19 protein-coding genes and 1 other RNA gene are annotated in these 18,885 nt (G+C 69.7%); 4 read left to right on the forward strand and 16 right to left on the reverse strand.

Annotated features, from left to right (window positions below):
* Nucleotides 1-135: 135 nt before the first annotated feature.
* From mmsB to chvE, 3 genes are all read right to left on the reverse strand, one after another.
* A complete protein-coding gene (gene mmsB / locus GFD30_RS07585; RefSeq protein ID WP_153024576.1) occupies nt 136-1,443 on the reverse strand; it encodes a multiple monosaccharide ABC transporter permease in 1,308 nt (435 codons plus the stop codon).
* Nucleotides 1,440-2,993 (reverse strand): multiple monosaccharide ABC transporter ATP-binding protein, encoded by a 1,554-nt coding sequence (gene mmsA / locus GFD30_RS07590; protein ID WP_153024577.1) that lies wholly within the window; start codon nt 2,991-2,993, stop codon nt 1,440-1,442. Before mmsA ends, mmsB begins: the two co-directional genes overlap by 4 nt.
* A 100-nt stretch (nt 2,994-3,093) precedes the next feature.
* The gene (gene chvE / locus GFD30_RS07595; RefSeq protein WP_153024578.1) at nt 3,094-4,176 is read right to left on the reverse strand and encodes a multiple monosaccharide ABC transporter substrate-binding protein; all 1,083 of its coding nucleotides are present in this window, start codon (nt 4,174-4,176) and stop codon (nt 3,094-3,096) included.
* 335 nt (nt 4,177-4,511) lie between these two features.
* On the opposite strand from chvE, the gene GFD30_RS07600 reads away from it, so the two are divergent.
* Nucleotides 4,512-5,819 carry a protein kinase domain-containing protein gene (locus tag GFD30_RS07600; protein ID WP_153024579.1) on the forward strand — a complete coding sequence of 436 codons (1,308 nt, stop codon included), beginning with the start codon at nt 4,512-4,514 and terminating at the stop codon, nt 5,817-5,819.
* 296 nt (nt 5,820-6,115) lie between these two features.
* Here the strand turns inward: GFD30_RS07600 and GFD30_RS07605 are convergent, their stop codons facing one another.
* The 5 genes from GFD30_RS07605 to ilvA all read right to left on the reverse strand — a co-directional run bounded on the left by GFD30_RS07605 (nt 6,116) and on the right by ilvA (nt 9,568).
* Nucleotides 6,116-7,045 (reverse strand): alpha/beta hydrolase, encoded by a 930-nt coding sequence (locus tag GFD30_RS07605; protein ID WP_407648988.1) that lies wholly within the window; start codon nt 7,043-7,045, stop codon nt 6,116-6,118.
* 81 nt (nt 7,046-7,126) lie between these two features.
* Nucleotides 7,127-7,408, reverse strand: coding sequence for a hypothetical protein (locus GFD30_RS07610; protein WP_322633050.1), 282 nt, complete (start codon nt 7,406-7,408; stop codon nt 7,127-7,129).
* Between the two features lie 8 nt (nt 7,409-7,416).
* The gene (locus tag GFD30_RS07615; protein WP_153024580.1) at nt 7,417-7,638 is read right to left on the reverse strand and encodes a hypothetical protein; all 222 of its coding nucleotides are present in this window, start codon (nt 7,636-7,638) and stop codon (nt 7,417-7,419) included.
* Between the two features lie 22 nt (nt 7,639-7,660).
* Nucleotides 7,661-8,350 (reverse strand): uracil-DNA glycosylase, encoded by a 690-nt coding sequence (locus GFD30_RS07620; RefSeq protein WP_153024581.1) that lies wholly within the window; start codon nt 8,348-8,350, stop codon nt 7,661-7,663.
* Nucleotides 8,351-8,353: 3 nt separating this feature from the next.
* Nucleotides 8,354-9,568 (reverse strand): threonine ammonia-lyase, encoded by a 1,215-nt coding sequence (gene ilvA / locus GFD30_RS07625; RefSeq protein WP_322633051.1) that lies wholly within the window; start codon nt 9,566-9,568, stop codon nt 8,354-8,356.
* A gap of 363 nt (nt 9,569-9,931) precedes the next feature.
* Between ilvA and GFD30_RS07630 the strand changes: the two genes are divergently transcribed.
* Complete coding sequence (locus tag GFD30_RS07630; RefSeq protein ID WP_322633052.1) at nt 9,932-11,206, forward strand: ABC transporter ATP-binding protein; 1,275 nt, start codon at nt 9,932-9,934, stop codon at nt 11,204-11,206.
* A 46-nt stretch (nt 11,207-11,252) separates the two neighbouring features.
* On the opposite strand, the gene greA is transcribed toward GFD30_RS07630, so the two are convergent.
* Both greA and GFD30_RS07640 read right to left on the reverse strand, forming a co-directional pair.
* Entirely contained in the window at nt 11,253-11,747 is a 495-nt protein-coding gene (gene greA / locus GFD30_RS07635) for a transcription elongation factor GreA (RefSeq protein ID WP_153024583.1), read from the reverse strand.
* Between the two features lie 131 nt (nt 11,748-11,878).
* A complete protein-coding gene (locus GFD30_RS07640; protein WP_153024584.1) occupies nt 11,879-12,322 on the reverse strand; it encodes a DUF4307 domain-containing protein in 444 nt (147 codons plus the stop codon).
* Between the two features lie 208 nt (nt 12,323-12,530).
* On the opposite strand from GFD30_RS07640, the gene mca reads away from it, so the two are divergent.
* Complete coding sequence (gene mca / locus GFD30_RS07645; protein WP_227995943.1) at nt 12,531-13,382, forward strand: mycothiol conjugate amidase Mca; 852 nt, start codon at nt 12,531-12,533, stop codon at nt 13,380-13,382.
* A 270-nt stretch (nt 13,383-13,652) separates the two neighbouring features.
* Nucleotides 13,653-14,237, forward strand: a complete 585-nt coding sequence (locus GFD30_RS07650; protein ID WP_153024586.1) for a YqgE/AlgH family protein — start codon at nt 13,653-13,655, stop codon at nt 14,235-14,237.
* Between the two features lie 9 nt (nt 14,238-14,246).
* Here GFD30_RS07650 and GFD30_RS07655 read toward each other — a convergent pair whose 3' ends face one another.
* The 6 genes from GFD30_RS07655 to ftsE form a co-directional block, all read right to left on the reverse strand.
* Nucleotides 14,247-14,708: a DUF2269 family protein gene (locus tag GFD30_RS07655; protein ID WP_153024587.1), complete on the reverse strand. Its 462-nt coding sequence runs from the start codon at nt 14,706-14,708 to the stop codon at nt 14,247-14,249.
* A gap of 167 nt (nt 14,709-14,875) precedes the next feature.
* Nucleotides 14,876-15,253: a transfer-messenger RNA gene (gene ssrA / locus GFD30_RS07660) on the reverse strand.
* Nucleotides 15,254-15,390: 137 nt separating this feature from the next.
* Nucleotides 15,391-15,897, reverse strand: coding sequence for an SsrA-binding protein SmpB (gene smpB / locus GFD30_RS07665; protein ID WP_322633054.1), 507 nt, complete (start codon nt 15,895-15,897; stop codon nt 15,391-15,393).
* A gap of 63 nt (nt 15,898-15,960) precedes the next feature.
* Entirely contained in the window at nt 15,961-17,190 is a 1,230-nt protein-coding gene (locus GFD30_RS07670; protein WP_153024589.1) for a M23 family metallopeptidase, read from the reverse strand.
* 71 nt (nt 17,191-17,261) lie between these two features.
* Nucleotides 17,262-18,137: a permease-like cell division protein FtsX gene (gene ftsX, locus GFD30_RS07675; protein ID WP_153024590.1), complete on the reverse strand. Its 876-nt coding sequence runs from the start codon at nt 18,135-18,137 to the stop codon at nt 17,262-17,264.
* A gap of 22 nt (nt 18,138-18,159) precedes the next feature.
* On the reverse strand, nt 18,160-18,840 hold the full coding sequence (gene ftsE, locus GFD30_RS07680; RefSeq protein WP_125249292.1) for a cell division ATP-binding protein FtsE: 681 nt from the start codon (nt 18,838-18,840) through the stop codon (nt 18,160-18,162).
* Nucleotides 18,841-18,885: the final 45 nt, after the last annotated feature.

Genomic DNA, 18,885 nt, shown 5'->3' on the forward strand with positions numbered 1-18,885 from the left:
TTCCAGCGCATCCGGCCGTTCCGGTCGTCCTGGTCCTTGAATCGCCGTCGACGGCCGGCCTCGGCGACGCGGAAGGGCCCGCAGCGGTCTCGCTGCGGGCCCTTCGTCAGGAAGCGGGGTTCGCCGTCCGGCGCGCTACTTGGCGCCGGCCTTGGTCTCCTCAGAGGATTCCTCGGTCTGCTTGCCCTTGCTCTTGGCGTCCCCGGAGCCGCCCGGGGTGGTGCCGACGATCGGCGGCATGAGGCCGCCGCCGCCGGTGGCGCGCTTCTTGTTCCACACGTCGAACAGGACCGCGGCGAGGACGACCAGGCCGAGGATGATCTGCACGGTGTCGGTCGCGATGCCGAGGACCTGCATCCCCTGGCGCAGGACGCCCATCACGAGACCGCCGATGACGGCGCCGATGATGGTGCCGACGCCGCCGGTGACGGAGGCGCCGCCGATGAACGAGGCGGCGATGGCGTCGAGCTCGAACGCGTTGCCCGCGCCCGGGGTGGCCGCGTGCAGGCGGGCGGTGACGATAACGCCGGCGAGGCCGGACAGCGCGCCCATGTTCACGAAGACCCAGAAGGTGGTCTTCTTGGTCTTCACGCCCGAGAGCAGCGCGGCCTTCTCGTTCCCGCCGCCCGCGTAGACGTGGCGGCCGAAGACGGTCCGGTTGGCGATGAACGTGTACAGCAGGACCAGGCCCAGCAGGATCCAGCCGATGATCGGCAGGCCCTTGTAGGAGTAGAAGACGTACGCGGCGGCGACGATCACCGCGGCGACGGCGACGACCTGGGCGAGCCACGCGAGCTGCGAGCGTCCGGCGATGCCGGCCTTGACCTGGCGCCTGCGGCTGCGCACCTGGAAGAACACGTACAGGGCCGCGCCGAGCACGCCGACGACGAGCGTCGGGAGCCGCAGGTCCACGCCGAGGAAGGCGTAACCGGAGGCCAGCTCGTTGAAGGTGCCGGTGGTGCCGATGGTCTCGGCGTCGAGGACCTTCAGGGTCAGGCCGCGGAAGATGAGCATGCCCGCGAGGGTGACGATGAAGGCCGGGATGCGCACGTACGCGATCCAGAAGGCCTGCCAGACGCCGATGAGGGCGCCGAGGGCGATGGCGAAGAGCACCGCGGTGTACCAGGGCCAGTCCCAGTGCGAGAGCGCGATCGCCGACATGGCGCCGCAGAACGCCAGGACCGAGCCGACCGACAGGTCGATGTGGCCGTTGACGATCACCAGCATCATCCCGACCGCGAGGATCAGGATGTACGAGTTCTGCAGGATCACGTTCGTCAGGTTCAACGGCGTGATGAAGTTCTCGTTCTGCAGCGTCACGTTGAGGACCTGGAACAGCAGCATGATCAGCACGAGGGCGATGATCATGCCGTAGGAGCGCAGGTTGATGTTCTTCAGGGCCGAGATGAGGCTCGGCCGCGGTGTGGTCTGGACGGTGCTCATTGGCGTAGTTCTTCTCCCCCGGATGCGGTCTCAAGCGTCATGAGTCGCATCAGTTCTTCCTGTGTGGCGTTCTCGCGGTCGACCTGGCCGGTGATGTGCCCGGCGCTCATCGCGTAGATGCGGTCGCACATGCCGAGCAGCTCGGGCAGTTCGGAGGAGATCATGAGGACCCCCTTGCCCTGGTCGACCAGCTTCTGGATCAGCTCGTAGATCTCGTACTTGGCGCCGACGTCGATGCCTCGGGTCGGCTCGTCGAGGATGAGCAGCTCGGGTTCGGTGAAGACCCACTTGCCGAGCACGATCTTCTGCTGGTTGCCGCCGGAGAGGTTCCCGGCGAGCTGGTAGACCGACGGGGCCTTGACGCCGAACTCCTTGCGCAGGCGCTCGGAGACGGTGTTGATGCCGTCCTGGTCGACGACGCCGCGCTTGGAGAGCTTGCCCAGGCCGGGCAGGGTGAAGTTCTCGCGCAGGTCGTACTCGAGGTGCAGGCCGTAGTGCTTGCGGTCCTCGGTCGCGTACGCGAGGCCGGCGTCGATGGCCTCGGGGACATTGCGCAGGCGCAGCGGCTTGCCGTCCATGAGGGCCGTGCCGGAGATGTTCGAGCCCCAGCTGCGGCCGAACAGGCTCATGGCGAACTCGGTGCGGCCGGCGCCCATGAGGCCCGCGAGGCCGACGATCTCGCCGCGGGCGACGTTCAGGGACGCGCCGTTGACGATGACGCGGTCGCGCTGCTCGGGATGGTGGACCGTCCAGTCCTTGACCTCGAAGAAGACCTCGCCGATCTTGGGCTCGTGCGGCGGGAACAGGTGCTCGAGGTCGCGGCCGACCATGGACTTGATGAGCCGGTCCTCGGTGACGGCGTCGGCCTCGGTGTCGAGCGTCTCGATCGACTGGCCGTCGCGGAGCACGGTGATCCGGTCGGCGACCGCCAGTACCTCGCCCAGCTTGTGGGAGATGATGATGCTGGTGACGCCCTCGTCGCGGAGCGTGCGGAGCAGCTCCAGGAGGTTCTCGGAGTCGGTGTCGTTGAGCGCGGCGGTCGGCTCGTCGAGGATCAGGAGCTTGACGTTCTTGGACAGCGCCTTGGCGATCTCGACGAGCTGCTGCTTGCCGACGCCGATCTTCTCGACCAGGGTGGCCGGGTTGTCGTGGAGGCCGACCTGCCGCATGAGGCGGGCGGCCTCGGTGTTGGTCCGGTCCCAGGAGATGACGCCGCGGTTCTTCTGCTCGTTGCCGAGGAAGATGTTCTCCGCGATCGAGAGTTCGCCGACGAGGGCCAGCTCCTGGTGGATGATGACGACGCCCGCGGCTTCGGAGTCGCGGATGTTCTTGAACTGGGCGGGCTCGCCGTCGAACTCGATCTCGCCTTCGAAGTCGCCGTAGGCGTAGACGCCCGAAAGGATCTTCATGAGCGTCGACTTGCCGGCGCCGTTCTCGCCGACGAGCGCGTGGATCGTCGCCCGCTTGACCCCCAAGTCGACCCCGGAGAGCGCGAGCACGCCCGGGAACCGCTTGGTGATCCCCCGCATACGGAGGATTTCTTCAGTCATTGCTTCGTCCTATTTGGAATGAATGGACAGCTCTGGGGAGAGAGGTTCGGGGACGCCCGTGGCGGGCATGGGCGTCCCCGAGGAAGAGGTCCAGCGGAACCTACGCGAGGTCTTCTTCGGCGATGTAGCCGGAGTCGACGACGACTTCCTGGTAGTTGTTCACGTCGACGCTCACCGGCTCCAGCAGGTAGGCCGGGACGACCTTGTTGCCGTTGTCGTAGGTGGAGTCGTCGTTGATCTCGGGCTCGTTGCCGTCGAGGACCGCCACGACCATGTCGACCGTGGTGGCCGCGAGCTCGCGGGTGTCCTTGTACACGGTCATCGACTGCAGGCCGTCGATGATGTACTTCACGGACTCGACCTCGGCGTCCTGGCCGGTGATGACCGGCATGGTGGTGTAGCCGTTGCCCTGGAGCGAGGCGATGATGCCGCGGCTGATGCCGTCGTAGGGCGCGAGCACCGCGTCGACGACCGAACCGTCGTTGTAGAAGTTCGACAGGATGTTGTCCATGCGCTCCTGCGCGACGGCGCCGTCCCAGTTCTCGGTCGCGATCTGCTCGAGCGTGGTCTGGCCCGACTTGACGACGAGCTTGCCCTCGGTCACGAACGGTTCGAGCACGGCCCAGGCGCCGTCGAAGAAGTACTTGGTGTTGTTATCGGTCAACGCGCCGGCGAAGAGCTCGATGTTGAACGGGCCGGCCTGGTTCGCGAGGTCGAGCGCCTCGACGATGTAGGTCCCCTGCAGGGTGCCGACCTGGGTGTTGTCGAAGCTCGCGTAGTAGTCGACGTCCGGCGTGTCCAGGATGAGGCGGTCGTAGGCGATGACCGTGATGTCCTGGCCCTTCGCCTGGGCGAGCACACCGCTGAGCGACTTGTTGTCGATCGCGGCGATGACGAGCACGTCGACGTTCTGCCCGACCATGGTCTCGATCTGGCTCACCTGGTCGGCGGCCACGTCGTTCGCGTACTGCAGGCTGACCTCGTAGCCCTCCTCCTCGAACGCCTTCTTGAGGTTGTCGCCGTCGAGGATCCACCGCTCGGAGGTCTTCGTGGGCATCGCGATGCCGACCTTGCCGCCGCCGCCCTCACCGCCGCCGTCCTCGGAGGCGCATGCGGAGGCGACCATGGCGACCGCGGCCGCGCCGATGGTGCCGGTCATCAGTTGACGTCGATTGACGTTCATTAGTACTCCTTCGTACCGGGCGGTGCCGGGGCATGACCGACGTCGCCCTGGGGTCAAGACGGATTCGATAGTTCAACGTTTTTCCACAACCGTCAACAGCGGATGCGTCTCGTGTCCGAATCGTTGCTTTTCCAGTTCACCGAATTCCGACACTCGATCCCCACAGGGCACATCGGACTTCGGCTCACTTCATGGAAATGACCGTGCGTATTGACTTGGTCACCTGATCGTGCCACATCCCTACGGCCGACTACCGCTCGACCGATCGGATGGGATAGCCTCACATTTAGTGCCAAATCACGACACCGTTCAGCTGACCCCCTGAGGAGGTGAGGATGTCGAGCACGACGACCGTCGGACCCGCAGCCGTCCACCGTTTACTGCACCGGGACGCGGTGTGCAGCGTCTTCAGCGGCACCGTCGCGGCCGACCCCACGGACCTCCTGTGCGTCACGGTCGCGCACGAGCGCGTCGACGGCTCCCGCCGCGAAGTCTTCCTCGAATGGGCCGCGAAGCTCACCGGCCTCGCCGCCCACCCCCATCTGTCCCCCTGCAGCGCGGTCGGCCTCACCGAGAACGGACGCCCGTACCTGGCGGTGGGCACCGCCAGGCGCACCCTCGCCGACCTCCTCGCCGAGCAGGGGCCCATGCCTCCCGGGCAGGTGCGCGCCCTCGGCGTGGCCTTGAGCGACGCCGTGACCGTCTACCACCGCGCCGGCCTCATCCACGGCGCCATCCAGCCCTCGCACATCCTCGTCGGCCAGGGGCACCACCTCCAGCTCACCGCCTACGACGTCACCGCCCCCGTCCTGGCCGCCCCCCTACCCCCCTCCCCCTACACCGCCCCCGAGCACCTCGACGCCGCCGTCGCGGGCGAGGTCGCCGCCAGCCCCGCCGGCGACGTGTACGCCCTCGCCACCGTCCTCTACGCCGCCCTCGGCGGGCGGCTGCCGTGGGTGCGCCACGCCCGCGAGGACGCCGCCGACCCGCTGCTGCGCGCCGCCCCCGTGCCGCACGTCCCCGGCGTCGACGCCGAACTGACCGACCTCATCGGGGCCGCCCTCAGCCCCGACCCCCGGCGGCGCCCCACCGCCGACGTCTTCCGCGAGCACCTCACCCGCATCAGCCTCGCCGGGCCCTTCGCCCCCGGCCAGCGCCCCGACTCAGTGGCCTCCGGCCTCCTCCCCCGCCGCGGCCTCCGCCCCGTGACCGTGGCCGTCTCGACCGAGCTGGCGCCGTACCGGGCCCGCCGCGAGCGGGTCGGGCTGCGCCCGCGGCTGCGGTCCATCGCCACCGCGACCGCCGGCATCGCGCTCACGGGAGCGCTCCTCGGGGGCGCCGCGCTGGCGACCTACGCCGCGACCAACCCGGAGAGCACCGGCACCGTCTGCACCGACCCGGCCGTGCTCGGCGGGCGGATCAGCGAGCAGCTCGACGAGGGCGAGATCATCGAGAGCTGGTGCGCCGACGGCGGCGGCTATGTCGCGGCCGAGGTGGACTACCCGGGCGGCTCGGGCGGCGACGGCGACGGCTCGACCGAGCGCCGCGTCTGGCGCATCGAGGGCGACGACCTCGTGGCCGTCACCGGCTGCGCCGACACCGCGATGCCGCCCAGCATCATCGAATTCCTCGACTGCCCCTGAGCCCCGGGACCCGTGGTCGGTCCGCGGCCGCATGGCCGGGTCGGCCCGCGCTGCGACCGCCGCCGGCGCGTGCGGCCGCCCGTCCTGTCGCCGCCGGGCACGGCCGTTTCAGGCTCGTGTCGCTCATATCGTTGGGCCCCAAGGTGTTCCATGACCGCCTCCTTCGCTGCGCCGGCCGTGCGCCGGGGCTGGAGGCAATGGTGCTGGGGTGCAGCTGAAGGGGACCTGAAGCCGCCTTCAGGCGGCTTCAGGTCCGCGGGTCCGCCCCTTTCGGGCTCGGGCGGGGCGGTCCGGCGCTATCCGGCCTCGGGCGGGCGCTGCTCGTCTCCCGGCTTCGGGAGGAAGCCGCCGAAGGCGGCGACGGTCTTGTTCGCGTAGGCGGAGGTGTCGCCGCGCTCCATGGGACCGTCCCAAGTGGTCGGCAGCGGGGCGTGCGCGGGGAGGATGCGGGAGACGATGCGGTCCAGGGCCTCTTCGGCCTTGCCGACCCAGAGGTGGCCGCCGCCGGCGATCTCCTCGACCTCGGCCTGCGGGATCGCGGCGAAGCGCTGCTTCGCCTCGGGGTACTGGAGGTAGTCGTCCTGCTCGGGGATGAGCGCCAGGAGCGGGCGGCCGTCGTCGGCCCACCGCTCGAGGTCGTCCTCTTTCGAGTAGCGGAGGGGCGGGGAGAGGAGGATCGCGCCCTCGACGCCCGGCTCCAGGCCGTACTTGAGGGTGAGGTCGGTGCCGAAGGACCAGCCGACCAGCCACAGCCGCGGCAGCTCCGCGAACTCGGCGTACTCGACCGCGGCGGCGAGGTCGAAGCGCTCGCCCACGCCGTTGTCGAACGCGCCCTGGCTCTTGCCCTGCTGCGATTCGGTGCCGCGGGTGTTGAAGCGCAGCACCGCCGTGTTCGCCAGCGCAGGGAGCCGCCAGGCGGCCTTGCGGAAGATGTGCGAGTCCATCATGCCGCCGTGGGTGGGCAGCGGGTGGACGCACACGATGGTCGCCTCGGGCTCGCGGTCGGCGGGCAGGGCGAGTTCGCCGACGAGTTCGAGCCCGTCGGCGGTGTGGAGCGTGAGCGCCTCGCGTCTGGCGGGGAGCATGCTCGCGGATCTGATGACAGCCACGCCGGAATTATCCCCGCCGGGGCGGGCGCGAAACCAGCCGCTGTGTCGCAGCACTCGCGGCCGGCCGGGCCGGTGCCGTCCCGAGCCCCCACCCGCCCGGGGAGAAGGTAGTCCGATCTTTCCGTGCGGGTGCGACAGGAAGGCGGCCCCGCGGCGGGCCTGTCACCCGGAAGGGCTCGGTTCGGTGCGCGCCGGCGGTCAGCGCCAGCGGCCGGGGCGGCGGCGGTCGCGGGCGTTCCAGCAGCCGGTGTGCCAGTGGCGGCGGTCGTCGCCGTCGCCGCCGTCGGCCCAGGCGACGACGTGCGGGGTGCCCGGCTGGATCTCGAGGTCGCAGCCGGGGCACCGGTAGACCTTGTCGGCGCCCGCGCCGGGGATGCGGCGCACCCGCAGCGGACCGCCGGGTCCGTCGACGAGGGTCGGGTCCTGGGCGCCGGAGGTCGGCCGCCGGGGTTCGTCCCGGCGGCGGTTCTTGCGGGGCACGGTCGGGCCTAGGTGCGCGGGGTGTCGTCTTCGGCGGGCCGGGCGGCGGCCTCGGCGGCCGCGGCTTCGCGCGCGACGCGCTCGTTGAGCCGCCTGACGTGCTTGTTCATCCCGCGGATGAGGAAGATCGTCACGACGACGAGGAAGACGGTCACGAACAGCCCGAGCGGTCCGGCCATCGCCTGGTCGCGTTCCGGCCCGAACTCTTGTGCCAGCATCTCGATTCCCACGCCTCAACCGTAGCCCGGCCGCTCAGGCGTCCTGCAGGGCCGGGAGCCTCCAGTCGACCGGCTCACCGCCCTGTTCGGCGAGGAGCGCGTTGACGCGGCTGAAGGGCTTGGAGCCGAAGAAGCCGCGGCGGGCGCTCAGCGGGGACGGGTGCGCGGACTCGATCGCGGGGATCGGGCCGAGGAGGTCCTTGAGCTTGCGGGCGTCGGCGCCCCAGAGGACGGCGACGGCGGGGCCGCCGCGCTCGGCGAGGGCGCGGATGGCCTGCTCGGTGACGGGCTCCCAGCCCTTGCCGCGGTGGGAGGCGGGGGTGCCGGGGGCGACGCTGAGGGAGCGGTTGAGCAGGAGAACGCCCTGCTCGGCCCAGGGGGTGAGGTCGCCGTTGGCGGGGAGGGGGTGGCCGAGGTCGTCGCGGTACTCGTTGAAGATGTTGACGAGGCTCTTGGGGAGGGGGCGCACGTCGGGGGCGACGGCGAAGGAGAGGCCGATGGCGTGGCCGGGGGTGGGGTAGGGGTCCTGGCCGACGATGATCACCTTGACGTCGTCGAAGGGCTGCTGGAAGGCGCGGAGGATGTGCTCGGCGGCGGGGAGGTACTTGCGTCCGGCGGCGACTTCGGCGCGGAGGAACTCCCCCATCTTGGCGACGTCGTCGGCGACGGGGGCGAGGGCCTTGGCCCAGCCGGGTTCCATGAGTTCATCAAGGGTCTTGTTCATGACTCAGATGCTAGGACCCTCCACCGACACGAAGTACCCCGCGTCGCGCAGGGCCGCAACGATTTCGGTCGCGTGTTCGGAACCGCGGGTCTCGATCGAGAGGTCCACTGAGACCTCGCCGACGGACAGGCGCGGGTCGGAGCGCTGGTGGTAGACGTCGACGATGTTGCCGCCGTAGGAGCCGACGAGTCTGAGCACGGAGGCGAGGGCGCCGGGGCGGTCGGCGCAGCGGAGGCTGGCGCGCATGAAGCGGCCGGAGGCGCCGAGGCCGTGTTCGATGAGGCGCATCAGCAGGAGCGGGTCGATGTTGCCTCCGGAGAGGACGGCGACGCACGGTTCGTCGTAGGCGACGGAGTAGTTGAGGAGCGCGGCGTAGGCGGTGGCGCCGGCGGGTTCGACGACGAGCTTGTTGCGTTCGAGGAGGGACAGGAGCGCGCGGCTGATGTCCTCTTCGGTCACGGTGACGACTTCGTCGACGAGGCGCGCGACGTGTGCGAAGGGGACGTCGCCGGGGCGGCCGACGGCGATGCCGTCGGCGATGGTGTGCATCTTGTCGAGCTTGACGGGACGGCCGGCGGCGAGCGAGTGCGGGTAGGAGGCGGCGCCTTCGGCCTGGACGCCGATGATCCTGATGCCGGGTTTGAGCTGCTTGGCTGCGGCGGCGATGCCGGCGACGAGCCCGCCGCCGCCGACGGAGGCGACGATGGTCGCGGTCTCGGGGAGCTGCTCGAGGATCTCGAGGGCGATGGTGCCCTGGCCGGCGACGATGTCGCGGTGGTCGAAGGGGTGGATGAGGACGGCGCCGGTCTCGTCGGCGAAGCGGTGCGCGGATTCGAGGGCGTCGTCGACGGTGAGGCCGCCGAGGATGACCTCGGCGCCGTATCCCTTGGTGGCGGCGACCTTCGGGAGGGGCGCGGATTCGGGCATGAAGACGGTGGAGCGGATGCCGAGGGTGGAGGCGGCGAGGGCGACGCCCTGGGCGTGGTTGCCGGCGGAGGCGGCGACGACGCCGTGCTCGCGCTCGTCTTCGCTGAGGCCCGAGACGCGCATGTAGGCGCCGCGGATCTTGAAGGAGCCGGCCCGCTGGAGGTTCTCGCATTTGAGGTGGACGCCGCCGAGGACGGGGTCCCGGGAGGGTTCCAGCGGGGTGCGCCGGACGATCCCGTCGAGTGCTTCCGCGGCTTTGCGGACTTCCGAAAGTGTCACCAGCTCCGTCACGCCTCGATCGTAGTGCGCGTGCCGCCGGGGATCGCCGCACACCGTTGCGGGGCGGGTCGCGGACTGCTCCGAAACCTCCCGATAACGGTTGCCGGAGCCCGAAATGTCGACCCCGCGCACCCTTGGGGCTCGCTCCCCGGATTCGAAACCGCAGGTGGCACCGAGTGAACCTGAGTTCACTTCATGCGACTGCGCCTGATGAAACAGCGGGTGACCCCCGTTACTCAATGAGCCCGGAAGGCTTAAGCTACGAACAGTCATCTCTTAACCCTGGCGAAGCTCGCGAGTCATCCACCGGCAACGCCCGCCCAGCGCCGCCGCCGAACCCAACCGTCCATCCCCTTGAAACCCCTGGAGTCAACGGTGACTGCTGTCACGCTGAAGAACGTCTCGAAGGTGTTCCCCGGCGACACCCTGGCCGTGGACTCGCTCAGCATGGAGGTCAACCACGGCGAGTTCCTCGTCCTGCTCGGCCCGTCCGGCTGCGGCAAGTCCACGGTGCTCCGCATGGTCGCCGGACTCGAGACGCCCTCCGACGGCGAGATCCTCCTGGACGGCGAGTACGCCAACGACCTGCCCCCGCGCGAGCGCAACGCCGCCATGATCTTCCAGACCTTCGCGCTCTACCCGCACATGTCCGTGGGCGACAACATCGGCTTCCCGCTCAAGCTCGGCAAGCAGAACGGCGCCCAGTCGGTGCCCGACGCGGTCGGCGACATGGCCGGCGCCCTCGGCATCTCGGACCTGATCGACCGCAAGCCCAGCCAGCTCTCCGGCGGCCAGCAGCAGCGCGTGGCCATGGGCCGGGCCCTGGTGCGCCGCCCGAAGCTGTTCCTCATGGACGAGCCGCTGTCGAACCTCGACGTGGGCCTGCGCGCCGAGCTGCGCACCGAGATCTCCTCGCTGGTGCGCCGCCACGACGCGACGACCCTGTACGTCACGCACGACCAGACCGAGGCCCTGACGATGGCCGACCGGGTCGCGGTCATGCGCAAGGGCGTCCTGCAGGACGTCGGCACCCCCGACGAGGTGTACGAGCGGCCCGCGACGATGTACGTCGCGGCGTTCCTCGGGACCCCGCGCATGAACCTCATCGAGGCCCGCGTCAACGTGTTCCTCGACCGGTACGTCGCGCTCGACTTCGGCGAGCAGGAGCTGCGGCTGCCCTGGCACGACCTGCGCGGCCGGGCCGTCGCCCGCTACCACGGGGAGAACATCGTGGTCGGGATGCGGGCCGAGGCGCTCGCGCCCGTCGCCGAGGGCCACCCGGGCCAGTCGATCCAGGGCCGGGTCCGGTTCTACGAGCACCACGGCCACGAGACGCTCGTGTTCCTCGACATCGGCGCGACCGCGGTCGTGCCCGACGGCATCGGCGACAAGCCGGACCTGGCGCGCGGCGGCTCCAAGCCGCGGCGGCGCCTCGGCGGCCTGTTCTCCGGGTTCGGGCAGTCCCCGGCCGAGCGCCGCGAGGCCGACTCGGGACCGATCCGCAAACCCGCCGACCTCGTGTTCCGGCTCCCCCCGCACATCCCGGTGTCCGCGGGGCAGCCGATCACCGTGGCCGTCCACATGGACGCCCTGCACTACTTCGACAAGTACGGCAAGCGGATCGACGTCGGCTGGACGCAGCGGGCCTAGAACGCCCGAAGGGGGCCCTCCGCGGAGGGCCCCCTTTCGCGCGGTCCTAACCCAGGAACTTCTCGGCCTCGATGATCTTCACGGAGATCTCGAGTCCCTTCGGGGTCTTGTAGGAGACGGTGTCGCCGACCTTGTGCCCGAGGATCGCCGAGCCCAGCGCCGAGTCCGGGCTGTACACCGTCAGCTCGGTGGTCGCGGCGATCTCGCGGGAGCCCAGCAGGAACTTCTCGGTGTCGTCGGGGTCGCCGTCGAAGGCGATGGTGACGACGGTGCCGATCTGGATCTCGTCGCTCTCCTTCGCCTCGCCCACTTTCGCGTTCCGCAGCAGGTCCTGGAGCTGGCGGATGCGGCCCTCCTGCTTGCCCTGCTCGTCGCGGGCGGCGTGGTAGCCGCCGTTCTCGCGCAGGTCGCCCTCTTCGCGGCGGGCGTTGATCTCCGCGGCGATGACCGGCCGGTTCGCGATGAGCTCGTCGAGCTCGTTCTTGAGGCGGTCGTATGCCTCCTGGGTCAGCCAGGTGCCCTGGTTAGCGTCGGTAGCCATGTCTTCTCAATCCTCCGATAGTGCGATCCGTAGTGTGGAGTCCCGCATCAGCGCACCGCGCCCTGGACGCGGCCCCGGATAGCGAAAGGCCCGCCGACCGGGATGCGGTGCGACGGGCCGTAAGTCTGCGTTCAGTCGGCCTGCCAGCACCTCAGTACTTCACCGGTATTGACGTCGCCCTCCACGGGGAGGACGTAGGTCATCTCGACGTGGGTGGAAGCGTCGGCCGGGACCTCCACCTCGGCGTAGCCGATCTCGGCTCCGGCGAGGTCGCGGGACCGGACGGCGCACGTGGCGCCCTCACCGGCCGGCTTGTAGACCTCGAACGTGATCTCGACCTGCCCGGGGACGGAGTCGTCGTAGGCGAGCAGGCGCTCGGAGAGCTCGTCCTGGCCGTACGACTCGGTCAGGAGCCATGCGGCGACGGCGCCGGCCGCGATGACGCCGGCCGTGAAGGCGGCGGTCACCGCCGGGCGGCGCCGGGAGGGTTCGCGGCGGCGACCGTAGCGACCGTCGGGGAAGGACACGGCAGCCGTTTCAGGCACGCGTCCGTCCGTGGTCTGCGTCTCAGTCATTGGCGCGGCTTTCCTTCGCGATCAGCGGCTTCGCCGCCGGGAGTCCGGATTCCGGGAGGAACCGGGAAGCAATGATTATCGAGTATCGTTGCACAGAATGCCGGAGCCGACAACTACCGCTGCGCGCGAGTCGGTCCGAGCCCTATGGATCCCTGTTTACCAGCCAGCGAGGTCGACTGCTGTGACGAATCGAAGCACACTGCGCCTGATGTGCGTGCACGCCCACCCCGACGACGAGTCGAGCAAGGGCGCCGGGACGATGGCGCGCTATGTGCGCGAAGGCATCGAGGTCCTGGTCGTCACGTGCACCGGGGGCGAGCGCGGCGACGTCCTCAACCCGAAGATGGACCGGCCGGAGGTGCAGGAGAACCTGCCGCGGATCCGCAGCGAGGAGATGGCCCGGGCCCGCGAGATCCTCGGCGTCGAGCAGCACTGGCTCGGCTTCACCGACTCCGGCCTCCCCGACGGGTGGCTCCCCGACTCGGGCATCGAGCTCCCCGAGGACGCGTTCTACCTGGTGCCCACCGAGGAGGCGGCCGCGCCGCTGGTCGAGGTCATGCGCTCGTTCAAGCCGCACGTGGTGACCACGTACGACGAGGAGGGCGGCTACCCGCACCCGGACCACGTCAAGACCCACGAGGTCGCGGTCGCGGCGTTCGCCGCCGCCGGCGACCCCGGGCGCTACCCGGACCGCGGCGAGCCGTGGCAGCCGCTGAAGCTCTACTACAACCACTCGTTCGGCAAGGCCCGCATCGAGGCCCTGCACTACGCGATGACCGACGCCGGCCTCGACTCCCCGTACAAGGAGTGGATGGACGCCGGGGACTGGACCCGCGACAAGAGCGAGCGGGTGACCACCCGGGTCGAGTGCGCCGAGTACTTCGAGATCCGGGACGCGGCGCTGAAGGCGCATGCGACCCAGGTCGACCCGGACGGGTTCTGGTTCGCCGTGCCGCGCGCGATCCAGGAGAAGGCGTGGCCGACGGAGGACTTCGAGCTCGTCGAGTCCCGGATCGAGACCCGCCTGCCCGAGGACGACCTCTTCGCCGGTCTCCGGTAACAGCGTTCCATCGCTTCACTTGGGCCCCAGGGAGACCTGGGGCCTCTTGCTCCACTTGCGAGGGCGGTCGCGACGGCGGATCGTCCCGCTCCGCGCACCCTCAGTGAGGAAACAACTGTCGGGCTCCCGACACCACCGTGTATTTCGCCGGAAAGTGCGGGAACCTTGCTGCAAGCGCGCTCCCGCGGGATACCGTGCGGGAGAAACCGGGCCGCACCCAGGCCACGAAGCATTCTCACGCGGAGGCGGGCGCAGAACGGAGGTGGAGCCATGGTCAGTCGTGAAACTTCGCCGGCTCGAACGAAGTCGTTCGTCGGCAGTCTCCTCGTCGCCACGCCCACGCTGCAGGACCCCAACTTCGACCGCACCGTCGTCATCGGCGTCGGACACGAGTCCGACGGCGTGCTCGGCGTGGTCCTCAACCGCGCCACCGAACGGAAGGTCGCCCACTACCTCGACCAGTGGGCCGTCCTCGCCGGCCACCCCGCCGTCCTGTTCGAGGGCGGGCCGGTCCAGCCGGACGCCGCGATCGGACTCGGCTGGCGCAAGGCCGACGCGCCGTTCTCTGACGCGTTCCGGCCCGTGCTCGGACGGCTCGGCACCCTCGACCTGTCCCGGGAGCCCGACGAGGTCGCACCGCTCCTGGAGGGCATGCGCGTCTTCACCGGGTACGCCGGATGGGCGCCGGGTCAGCTCGAGTCGGAGATCGAGGCGGGCGCGTGGATGGTCTTCGACGCCCTCCCCGCGGACCCGTTCTCGACCAGCCCCGAGGACCTGTGGTCGATGGTGTGGAAGCGCCAGGGCGGCATGCTCTCGGCCGTCGCGCACTACCCGGCCGACCCGTCGCTGAACTGAGCCGGCCCCTCACGCCCCGGGCCGCCAGGCCATCAGGACGATCACCAGGGTGTAGAAGACCAGGTTGAGCCCGGCGAGGGCGAGGAGCCTGCCGCGGTGCTGCTCGAGCAGCTCGCTGTCAAGTGCGCTGTCGAGTGCGCCGTGGGCGTCCTGGAGCTCCTTGCCGATGCGGGCGAGCACCCCGGGGATGACGGCCGCGCCGTTGACGACCGCGATGACGTAGAGCGTGGAGGCGATGACGAGCCAGGCGTCGCCGAACGAGTAGCGGTCGCTGGTCACGGTCGCGACCGCCCCGAACAGGGCCGCGATGAGCGTCAGCGCGTTGAAGAGCATGCAGCGGCGCCCGGCCTGGTGCACCCGGTCGCCGTCGCGTTCGCGCAGGGCGCGCTCGCCGAGCAGGGGCAGGAGCATGGCCGGGCCGACGAAGATCACCGCCGTGAGCACGTGCAGGACGACCAGGAACGTGTGCATAGGACGATGTTACGGACATATCAGGCGCAGTGCGGGCGGAACGGCGGGGACGAGCCGGCCCGGGACGAGCTATGCCCAGGGTCGATCGCGGACGCCATACGGCCGCCCGCAGGGGGTCGCACGGGCCCGAAACGCCGCATGGGCCCCTTTCGGGGCCCATGCGGGTGTGGTGGAGCTGCAGGGAATCGAACCCTGGTCCTCCGCGGCCTTCGTGAGGCTTCTCCGGGTGCAGTCCGCTGTGCCTTTTATCGAGCCCCACCGATCACGCGGACGAGTCGGTGAGACGGGCTCTAATCGCCGAAAGTCTCGGACGACGTCCCAGCGATCAAGACGTCGGCCACAGCATCCTTAAATGATGCCGCTGGACCAGGGCGGATGCGCCCCTGGAGCGGCAAACTTCACTGTCGCTTAAGCAGCGAGGGCGAAGTCAGTGCGTTGCTTTGCGTTGGCACTTATTGGTTTCCAACATCGGTTTACGAGACGGCGTTGGCTTCCTCGACCCGCTTCCCTCACGTCAACGTACGGAGTCGAAACCGATCAGCCCCTGGATCGCGCCAGAAGCAACGTCGAGTGAGTGTTCATCACCCTGTTGAGTTGTGCTGTGGAATTCTACCCCGGTTCAACGAGCGGCGTCGAACCGATATTCCGGTACGGCCGGCGTGACGCGCCGGTCACACCGCCGCTAGCGGCCGCCGCGCTTGGCGGCGCGGCCGACGGCCCGCTCGATCTCGCGGTCGGCCTCGCGCTTGGCGATCGCCTGCCGCTTGTCGTAGTTCTTGCGGCCGCGGCCGAGCCCGAGCTCCATCTTGGCGTACCCGTTCTGGAAGTACACCGACAGCGGGATCAGCGTGAGACCGGCCTCGTCGAGCTTCGGCGAGAGCTTGTCGATCTCCGAGCGGTGCAGCAGGAGCTTGCGGATGCGCCGCGGCGGGTGGTTCGTCCACGTCCCGTAGTCGTACTCGGGGATGTGGAAGTTGTGGACGCGGGCCTCGCCGTTGTGGATCTCGGCGTACGCGTCGACGATGTTCCCCCGGCCCTGGCGCAGGGCCTTGACCTCGGTCCCGGACAGGACCATGCCGGCCTCGTAGGTGTCCAGGATCTCGTAGTCGTGGCGGGCCTTCCGGTTGGTGGTCACCACTGAGCGCTCGGAACCCGAGTGCTTGACCTTCTCCTGCTTCTTCTTGGACACCAGGCAAGCTTAACGATCGAACATCTGTATGGCCAAGCACATTTCCGGCTTCGCATGCTGCGCTCATCGGCACAGGCACGCGGGCAGGTATCCGAGCGGGTTCACACGCTCGCCGTGGACGCGCACTTCGAAGTGGAGGTGCGGGCCGGTGCTGGCGCCGGTGGTGCCGACCGCGCCGATGCCCTCGTCGCGGTCGACGTGCTCGCCGTACGACACCCAGATGCTCGACTGGTGCGCGTAGCAGGAGGTGACGCCGCCGCCGTGGGAGATGCAGGTGAGCTTCCCGTAGCCGGCGTTCCAGCCCGCGTAGACGACCCTGCCGGAGTCGACGGCGTGGATCGTGGTGCCCGAGCCGGCCGCGAAGTCGGTGCCGCCGTGGAAGCGGGAGCTTCCGTAGATCGGGTGGATCCGCCAGCCGAAGTCCGAGGACTTCCAGCCGTCGACCGGCACGACCCAGTCGCCGCCACCGCCGCCGCCCGAGGACGGGCCGCCCCCGCCCGAGTCGTCGTCGTCCTGGCGGCGCAGCTCGTCGGCGAGGCGCTCGGACTCGGCCTCGAGCTCGTCGTACTCGGACTGGGCGTCGGCGCGCTCGGCCTCGGCGACGGCGAGCGCGGCCTCCTGGTCGGCCTGGAGCCGCTGGACCGCGAGCTGCGCGGCCTCGGCCTCGGCGACGCGGACCTGGGCGTCGGCGAGGGCCTGCGCGGCGGCGGCCTCGGCGGCCTCCGCCTCGGCCTCGGCGACCGCGGCCGTGTTCTCGGCGTTGGCCGCCTCGCGGCGGGCGAGGGTCACCTCCTCGACGGCCTGGTCCTTGCCCTCCATGAGGAACTCCAGGTAGGTCAGGCCGTCGATGGCCTCGGCGGGGTCTTCGGAGGCGAGGATCGCGTCGACGGTGAGCAGTTCGGCGCCGCGCGCGGTCGCGTTGAACATCGCGGCGCGGGACTCGCGGGCCTCCTCGACGACCGCCGCGGCGGCCTCGTACTCGGCCTCGGCGGCGGCGAGCGCCTCGCGGGCGGCGTCGGCCTCGCGTTCGGCCTGGGCGGCCTCGGACTCGGCGGCGGCGACCCTGCCGCGGGCGACGTCGACCGCATGCTCGGCCTCGGGGAGCCGGGCCCGGGTGTCGGCGAGGACCGCGCCGGCGGCGCGCACCTCGTCCGAGGCGTCCTCGAGTTCGGCGGCCATCCGCGCCTTCTCGCGCTCGACGGCGTCGAGCTCGGACTGGGAGACCCCGAACGCGGGACTGCTCGCGGTCCCTGCCAGGAGCAGGGCCGCGAGCAGCCATCCGATGCGCCTCATAGCGCCCGAATCTAGTCCATCTGCGACAGATGTTCAGGCCAATCGGGACACTCGCCCCGAACGGGTGAGCCTTACACCTTGATGTTGAACCGCAACGTGATCCACGCGGTGATCGCGGAGATGACGGCGGAGATGCCGGTGAGGATCGGCAGGAGCAGCAGGATCGACTGCATGCTGATCGGCGGCATCAGGCTGAAGAGGTCCTTGAACTGGCCGTCGATGACCAGGAACTTCGCGGCGATGAGCGTCGCGAAGGCGAAGATCGCGCCGATGACGCCGGCGAAGACCGCCTCAAGGACGAACGGGGCCTGGACGAACCAGTTCGGGGCGCCGACGAGCTTCATGATCGCGACCTCGCGGCGCCGCGAGTAGGCGGCGACCTGGATCGTGTTCGCGACCAGCATCAGGGCGGCGACGCCCTGGACGAGCGCGACGATCAGGGTGAGGCGCTGGGCCCCGCCGAGGATGTCGAAGACCTGCTGGAGGATGTCGCGCTGGTTGGTGACCTGGTAGACGCCCTCGCGCTCGCTGAAGTCGGCGATGAGCTTGTCGGCGTCGCCGATGTCCTTCATCTTGATGCGGAAGGCGGCCGGGAGGACGCTCGGGTCGACGGAGCTGACCAGGTCCTCGGACTCCTCGAAGGTGTCCTTGAAGCGCTCGTACGCCTCGTCCTGCGACTCGTACTGGACCTGCTCGGCGTAGCCGCTGTCCTCGAGTTCGTTCTGGATCTGGTCGGTCAGGGTCTGGTCGATGCCGCGGTCGAGGTAGACGACCACTTCGAGGTTGGTCTGGTAGTACTCCTCGATCACGTCGACCTGGTTGTACAGCAGCAGCCCCGCGCCGAGCATCGTCAGCGAGACGGCCATGGTGATGATCATGGCGACGGTCATGGAGATATTGCGCCACAGTCCGAGGAAGACCTCGGACATCACGTACTTCGCGCGCATGTGCTCTGGTTCTGCCTTTCGCTCAGCCGTAGACGCCGCGCGCCTGGTCGCGGACGATCTGGCCGTTCTCGATCTCGATGACGCGGCGGCGCATCTGGTTCACGATGTTGGAGTCGTGGGTGACCATCAGGATGGTGGTGCCGGTCCGGCTGATCCGGTCGAGAAGCCGCATGATCTCGATCGAGGTGTCGGGGTCCAGGTTGCCGGTGGGCTCGTCCGCCAGCAGGAGCAGGGGCCGGTTGACGAAGGCGCGGGCCACGGCCACGCGCTGCTGCTCGCCGCCGGAGAGTTCGTGCGGGTAGCGGTGCTCCTTGCCGCCGAGGCCGACGAGCTCGAGGACCTCGGGCACGACGCGGCGGGCCACGGACTTGGGCTTGCCGATGACCTCGAGCGCGAACGCCACGTTCTCGGCGGCGGTGCGGTTCGGCAGCAGCCGGAAGTCTTGGAACACGCACCCGATGCTGCGCCGGTAGGCCGGGGTCTTCCAGCGGCGCAGGCGGGTCACGTCGGTGTCCCCGACGGTGATCTTGCCCTTGTCGGGGACCTCTTCCCGCAGCAGGAGCTTGATGATCGTCGACTTCCCCGCACCGGTGGGGCCGATGAAGAACACGAACTCCCCCTTGTCGATGAAGACGTTCATGTCCTCCACCGAGGGGCGGTTCGACCGGGGGTAGTGCTTGGTTACACCCTCAAGCTGAATCACGAGGCGGAGTCTATCCGCCGTTTCGGCGGGCCGGTCCGGCGGCTC

The organism is Glycomyces albidus (assembly GCF_009451885.1).
In the GTDB taxonomy this organism is placed as follows: Bacteria; Actinomycetota; Actinomycetes; order Mycobacteriales; family Micromonosporaceae; genus Glycomyces; species Glycomyces albidus.

What these genes read in the sequence shown, in the direction of transcription:
- mmsB (WP_153024576.1), bottom strand. Translation starts at nt 1,443, where the DNA reads ATGAGCACCGTCCAGACCACACCGCGGCCGAGCCTCATCTCGGCCCTG.
- mmsA (WP_153024577.1), bottom strand. Translation starts at nt 2,993, where the DNA reads ATGACTGAAGAAATCCTCCGTATGCGGGGGATCACCAAGCGGTTCCCG.
- chvE (WP_153024578.1), bottom strand. Translation starts at nt 4,176, where the DNA reads ATGAACGTCAATCGACGTCAACTGATGACCGGCACCATCGGCGCGGCC.
- GFD30_RS07600 (WP_153024579.1), top strand. Translation starts at nt 4,512, where the DNA reads ATGTCGAGCACGACGACCGTCGGACCCGCAGCCGTCCACCGTTTACTG.
- GFD30_RS07620 (WP_153024581.1), bottom strand. Translation starts at nt 8,350, where the DNA reads ATGAACAAGACCCTTGATGAACTCATGGAACCCGGCTGGGCCAAGGCC.
- greA (WP_153024583.1), bottom strand. Translation starts at nt 11,747, where the DNA reads ATGGCTACCGACGCTAACCAGGGCACCTGGCTGACCCAGGAGGCATAC.
- GFD30_RS07640 (WP_153024584.1), bottom strand. Translation starts at nt 12,322, where the DNA reads ATGACTGAGACGCAGACCACGGACGGACGCGTGCCTGAAACGGCTGCC.
- mca (WP_227995943.1), top strand. Translation starts at nt 12,531, where the DNA reads ATGTGCGTGCACGCCCACCCCGACGACGAGTCGAGCAAGGGCGCCGGG.
- GFD30_RS07650 (WP_153024586.1), top strand. Translation starts at nt 13,653, where the DNA reads ATGGTCAGTCGTGAAACTTCGCCGGCTCGAACGAAGTCGTTCGTCGGC.
- GFD30_RS07655 (WP_153024587.1), bottom strand. Translation starts at nt 14,708, where the DNA reads ATGCACACGTTCCTGGTCGTCCTGCACGTGCTCACGGCGGTGATCTTC.
- GFD30_RS07670 (WP_153024589.1), bottom strand. Translation starts at nt 17,190, where the DNA reads ATGAGGCGCATCGGATGGCTGCTCGCGGCCCTGCTCCTGGCAGGGACC.
- ftsX (WP_153024590.1), bottom strand. Translation starts at nt 18,137, where the DNA reads ATGCGCGCGAAGTACGTGATGTCCGAGGTCTTCCTCGGACTGTGGCGC.